We start from the raw sequence: 6,274 nt of genomic DNA on the forward strand, positions 1-6,274 counted from the left end.
ATCTGGAAAATATATTAGTAAAAGTTTTACTAAATAAAATTGGTGAAAACGTTTTACTTTAACTGGATCACGCTTTGAGACCGCCTAAGCGTGAAAGGTGTGATCTAATTAAAAGAGTGATTAGTGAGCAGTAAAAGGAGAGGGAGAGCGTGATTTATCTAAGGGGAAATATAAGCAGATAAATAAAAAGGCACTATAATCAGTGCCTTATATTATTAATTGGGTCAGTTTTTTTAGTGTTTGGTTGTATCACGCAACTTTAATTTACTTGGTACGTAAACTTGTAGCGGCAGCGCTCTTCCGTCACGCGACTTTTCGACCAATAAGTTTACCCCTTGAACACCCATCATTTCAGAGTGGATACGCACCGTAGATAGAGACGGGAAGGTAAACTTAGCGGTCGGAATATCATTGACACTAATCAGCGAGATATCTTGCGGGATATTCAAACCATGCTCGTGAATTGCTCTGAGTACACCGATGGCAATCGAATCAGAGGCGATAAAGAGTGCGCTTGGGTAGTCAGGTTTAGCGAGCATTTCTTTAGCGAGTTTATAGCCTGATGAGCTAGTAAATTCACCGCGATAGATATCATCCAGTGACACGACACCCTTGAGCTGGCCATACTCAGCAAAGGCAACTTCACGAATGTCAGGCGTGTTTGCTACATCTTGACCACCAATAAAGCCGATACGTTGATAGCCTTGTTCGATGAAGAAGTCAGTGATTTCTTTGCTGATACGAGATAGGTCAATATCGACCGAATCGTAGATGGAGTCATTGTCACTGAAGTCGACATAGCAAATGTTATCGGTCAGCTTTTTAACGTCCGCTAATGTTTTAGAGTTACTGCGACCAACCAAGAGCACACCAGAGATCTTACTGTCACCCAACTGAATATCGTTGTCATAGCAGTTGGTCAGTTCAATACCTAGTTTGTCACACTGAGTTTCAATGCCGTGACGAATCGATAAGTAGTAGGGGTCGTTAACTTCGGCTTCTTGCTTATAGTTGTACAGTGCTAAGAAGTGGTGATTCTGTTTACGCGCTAAGATGGCTTTTTTTGAGCTGCTGGTTTTGTATTCGAGCTTTTCGGCAATCTCTAGGATTCGGTGCTTTGTCTCTTCTTTTACACTGAGAGTAGGGTCGTCGTTCAGTACTCGTGATACCGTCGCTAAAGAGACGCCTGCCTCACCTGCAATATCTTTAAGTGTTGCCATTAATTCTTATATCCCTATACGTGCTCTAAAACTGGGCATTATTTTATTGCCTTTCATTGTAATCAATCCAACGCAGTAATCACCAATTTTTAGTAAAAATCCTTTTCAAGGAACCGTTTTCCCTCGCAAATGCGCTTTTATTGGCGAAATTATAAGCTTTTTGAGTGTGGTAAAGGTGGTTTTACTAAACAGAAATCATTTCAGGGCTTTTGGTCGCCTCAATGTGAGAATTTTGTGGAAACGTTTACATAACGAGAAATTGATCACGGATCTTTCCCTGTGTTGACTGATAGACTTTTTGTCATTGAAGAGTGTGGCGTGAATATGCGGCACTGAAATGATCGTAAAAATGCTTATTGAGTAGGAGTGCGAAACGTGAAAGTTCTTGTTACAGGCGGAATGGGATACATCGGCAGTCATACCTGCGTGCAGATGATCGAGGCGGGGATGGAGCCGATCATCATCGATAACTTATGTAATGCAAAAGACGCGGTATTGGATCGTATCGAAGCGCTAACCGGGACAAAACCGCAATTTTACTTAGGCGATATTCGTGACGAAGCCTTCTTAGATGGGGGGTTCAATCAGCACGACATTAAAGCGGTCATTCATTTTGCTGGATTAAAAGCGGTGGGGGAATCGGTCGCCAAACCGCTCGAATATTACGATAACAATGTTAACGGTACCCTAGTGTTAGCGCGTTCGATGCGTAAAGCAGGGGTAAAAAGTATTGTATTTAGCTCTTCTGCGACTGTGTATGGTGACCCAGAAGTGGTGCCGATTACTGAAGATTCACCTACGGGCCAAACAACCAACCCATATGGACGCAGCAAGTACATGGTAGAAGAGTGCTTGAGCGATCTGTTCAACGCAGAAAGCGATTGGAGCATTACCTTACTGCGTTACTTCAATCCGGTTGGGGCACACCCATCGGGCACCATGGGCGAAGACCCTCAAGGCATTCCAAATAACCTGATGCCATTTATTGCTCAAGTTGCGGTCGGGCGCCGAGAGTCTCTATCCGTATTTGGCAATGACTACCCAACCCCAGATGGAACCGGAGTTCGTGATTATATCCACGTAATGGATCTTGCCGACGGGCATATTGCGGCGCTTAAGGCGGTGGGTGAAAAGGCCGGCCTGCACATATACAACTTAGGCACAGGCAAAGGCTCAAGTGTTTTAGAAATGGTCGATGCCTTTGGTAAAGCTTGCGGTGCACCTATTGCCTACGAAATGTGCCCGCGTCGCCCAGGTGACATTGCTGAGTGCTGGGCAAGCACTGATAAAGCGGAGCGAGAACTCGGTTGGAAAGCCACTCGCAGCGTCGCGGAAATGACAGCTGATACTTGGAAGTGGCAGTCAAATAACCCGCACGGATACTAATGAATTTGAGATTCCAGATATCTCGTAACTTGGCTCTGGAGTGACAACGCTGAGTGCAATTCATACGTTGTCATTCCCTAGAGCGAGGGACGAGCGGAGTAGGGAATCTCTTGAAGCAGATTGATGAATTTTGGTGTACACGCCAAAGCAAAAAGTTGAGTAACTAAGATGTCGAATGTTGAATTTAACCCAGTAGATCACCCACACCGTCGCTATAACCCATTAACAGGTCAATGGATTTTGGTATCCCCTCACCGCGCAAAGCGTCCATGGAGCGGTGCTGATGAGAAACCAGCGATTGATGAGCTGCCAAGCTATGATGAGAAGTGTTTCCTTTGCCCAACCAATGAGCGTATTTCTGGTGATGTAAATCCTGATTACCAAGGGACATACGTATTCAAAAATGATTTTGCGGCGCTAATGGCGGACACTCCTGATGCGCCAAAATCTGATAGCCCTCTTTTCCAATCTAAAGGTGCAAGAGGCTTGAGCCGAGTGATTTGTTTTTCTCCGGATCACAGTAAGACCTTACCGGAGTTACCTGTTGATCAAATCCGTGGCGTGATCGATACCTGGAACGAGCAAATCGAAGAGTTAGGTAAAGACTATGTCTGGGTTCAAGCGTTTGAGAACAAAGGCGAAACCATGGGATGCTCTCAACCCCACCCACACGGTCAAATCTGGGCTAACAGCTTCTTACCGAATGAAATTGAGCGCAAAGATCATCACCAACGAGCGTATTACCAAGAACATGGCCGCAACCTGCTGGTGGATTATGTGCAAGCTGAAGTCAAAGACGGCTCGCGCACAGTGGTAGAAACAGAACACTGGCTTGCGGTGGTTCCTTACTGGGCGGCGTGGCCATTCGAAACCATGCTGTTACCAAAAACGCACATTCGCCGGATGAGTGAACTGACGGGTGAGCAACGTGATGACCTTGCTGTTGCGATCAAAAAGTTGACTAGCCGCTATGACAATCTATTCCAGTGCTCTTTCCCATACTGCATGGGGTGGCATTATGCGCCGTTCTTTGCTGAAGGAGAAAGCGTCGAGCATTGGCAACTGCATGCGGTGTTCTATCCACCACTACTGCGCAGTGCGACGGTACGTAAGTTTATGGTTGGTTATGAAATGCTCGCAGAGACACAGCGCGACCTAACTGCAGAACAAGCAGCGCAGCGTCTGCGTGATGTAAGCGATGTGCATTACAAAGAACAATAACCTCTGTCATATAAAAATTGAAGCTGAGAATTACCTATGTCTGATCTAATCCAAAACGTGAAAACTTCTTTTGCACAGGTGCTGGGCTACGCGCCGAGCCACATTATTCAAGCGCCTGGTCGGGTTAACCTGATTGGTGAGCACACCGATTACAACGATGGTTTTGTCCTACCATGTGCCATTAACTATCAAACGGTGGTGGCTGCGACTAAACGCGATGACAATATCGTGCGTGTTGTGTCGGTAGATTACGGCAATGAAACTAATCAGTTCGACATCACTGAAGAAATCACCTTCCAGCAAGACAAAATGTGGGCGAACTACATTCGCGGTGTCGTTAAGTGCCTTCTTGCCCGCGGCTATCAGTTCAGTGGTGCCGATATTGCAGTCAGCGGTAATGTCCCTCAAGGTGCTGGTTTAAGCTCGTCGGCAGCCCTTGAAGTCGTGATTGGTCAAACCTTTAAAGTGCTGTTCAATCTAGAAATCAGCCAAGCCGAGATCGCATTGAATGGTCAGCAAGCTGAAAATGAATTTGTTGGCTGTAATTGTGGAATCATGGACCAAATGATTTCAGCGGAAGGCCAAGAGAATCATGCGATGCTGTTAGATTGCCGCAGTTTGGAAACGACAGCTGTATCCATGCCTGAGGATATGGCCGTTGTTATCATCAACTCAAACAAGAAACGTGGTTTGGTTGACAGCGAATACAACACTCGCCGTGAGCAATGTGAAGAAGCGGCTCGCATCTTTGGTGTAAAAGCATTGCGTGATGTCACTATTGAGCAGTTCAATAATAAAGTTGATGAGTTAGATGCGATGGTCGCTAAACGAGCTCGTCACGTTATCACCGAAAATGATCGCACCGTAGAAGCGGCAGAGGCACTGCGCAAGCATGATATGCAGCGTATGGGTGAATTGATGGCGCAGTCTCATGCTTCAATGCGCGATGACTTTGAAATCACCGTGCCTGAGATTGATACCCTAGTAGATATCGTCAAAGAGGTAATCGGCGAACAAGGCGGCGTACGTATGACTGGCGGCGGTTTTGGTGGCTGTATTGTTTCTGTGATGCCGCCAGCGCTGGTCGAGAAGGTGAAAGCTGCTGTCGAAGAAAAGTATCAAGCAGCGACGGGGCTGAAAGAGTCTATTTACGTCTGCCAAGCAAAAGATGGCGCAGGTATTGTGGAGTAATGAACACAATGACTCATCCTCTTTTTCAAACAATGACTGAGCAGCCTGCCTACGATGGTAAGCCTGCTCAGCTTGTGGAATTGACCAATGCATCGGGGGTTAGCATTGTGTTGATGGACATCGGGGCTACATGGCTCAGTTGTCGGCTACCCTTGGCATGCGGGGAGCATCGTGAAGTTGTATTGGGTGTAGGGTCCATGTCTGACTTCGAGTGCCAACAAAGTTACATGGGGGTAACAGTTGGTCGTTATGCAAACCGTATTGCCAATGGTCGTTTCCATATCAATGGCCGTGACTATCAATTAGTGACCAACCAAGCGGGTAACTGCTTGCATGGTGGTGTTTCAGGGTTTGATAAATTGCGTTGGAACATCGTCGAACAAAGTACCAGCAGCGTGGTGTTTAGTTGGCACTCGGATGATGGTGAACAAGGTTTCCCTGGCAACTTAGAGGTCTCAGTTCGTTATCAGCTAAACGATGATGGAAAGTTCGATATTGAATATATCGCTCATGCCGATCAAGCCACGCCAGTGAACTTAACTAACCACGCCTATTTTAATCTTAACGGTGCGGGTGGTGAGCTAGATGCGCTTAATCACCAACTGACTATCAAGGCTGATTATTACTTGCCAACCAGTGAGGTCGGCATTCCTCTTGGTGAGTTAGAGACGGTACAAGGAACTGGTTTCGATTTTCGACATGCTAAGAGTGTTAGCCAAGACCTTTTGTTAGATGCACAACAGCAACCAGCGAAAGGCTATGATCACAGCTACTGGTTTGACCCTAATCGTGACACTCAAAGCCCGGTTGCCACTCTGGTTAGTCAAGATCAGCAAGTAAGCTTGTCAGTGGTGACCGATAAGCCTGCAATGCAGCTCTACACAGGTAACTGGTTGGCAGGAACGCCTGCGAGAGATGGGCAAGAGTACGCAGACTATTCAGGGCTGGCGTTAGAGACTCAGTTTTTGCCTGACTCGCCTAACCACCCTGAGTGGCAGCAGCCAAGCTGTATTCTGCTTCCGGGCGAAGAGTATCGCTATAAAACCACTTATCAATTTGGTTTTTAACGCGGACGAATCTGTTTTTATGACAATAACGCCAGTCTAGTGACTTAATGCCATTCGGATAAGCGCTAACGCTTATACCTAAACGGATATTTGGCCGGAACAAAGAGGACTGAACGTGGAAACGTTCGGTCCTTTCTTTTGTCTGGTAAAATGAAATGGCTGACGCTTTCTCGCATTTGCTTGAGCTTG

Annotated in this window: 5 protein-coding genes; 4 read left to right on the forward strand and 1 reads right to left on the reverse strand. The window is 46.4% G+C overall.

The genetic code is table 11. The annotated features are described in order from the left end of the window. Window positions 1-233: 233 nt before the first annotated feature. Window positions 234-1,220: a transcriptional regulator EbgR gene (gene ebgR, locus ELS82_RS19155; RefSeq protein WP_053440660.1), complete on the reverse strand. Its 987-nt coding sequence runs from the start codon at window positions 1,218-1,220 to the stop codon at window positions 234-236. A 375-nt stretch (window positions 1,221-1,595) separates the two neighbouring features. Between ebgR and galE the strand changes: the two genes are divergently transcribed. From galE to galM, 4 genes are all read left to right on the forward strand, one after another. Further along, the gene (gene galE / locus ELS82_RS19160) at window positions 1,596-2,606 is read left to right on the forward strand and encodes a UDP-glucose 4-epimerase GalE (RefSeq protein ID WP_134836906.1); all 1,011 of its coding nucleotides are present in this window, start codon (window positions 1,596-1,598) and stop codon (window positions 2,604-2,606) included. A 168-nt stretch (window positions 2,607-2,774) separates the two neighbouring features. Next, window positions 2,775-3,827: a UDP-glucose--hexose-1-phosphate uridylyltransferase gene (locus ELS82_RS19165; RefSeq protein WP_134836907.1), complete on the forward strand. Its 1,053-nt coding sequence runs from the start codon at window positions 2,775-2,777 to the stop codon at window positions 3,825-3,827. Between the two features lie 36 nt (window positions 3,828-3,863). Beyond that, complete coding sequence (gene galK / locus ELS82_RS19170; RefSeq protein ID WP_134836908.1) at window positions 3,864-5,018, forward strand: galactokinase; 1,155 nt, start codon at window positions 3,864-3,866, stop codon at window positions 5,016-5,018. Between the two features lie 8 nt (window positions 5,019-5,026). Further along, entirely contained in the window at window positions 5,027-6,085 is a 1,059-nt protein-coding gene (gene galM, locus ELS82_RS19175) for a galactose-1-epimerase (protein WP_134836909.1), read from the forward strand. Window positions 6,086-6,274 lie beyond the last annotated feature (189 nt).

The sequence above is a fragment of the Vibrio ouci genome, assembly GCF_004551525.1.
GTDB lineage: Bacteria > Pseudomonadota > Gammaproteobacteria > Enterobacterales > Vibrionaceae > Vibrio > Vibrio ouci.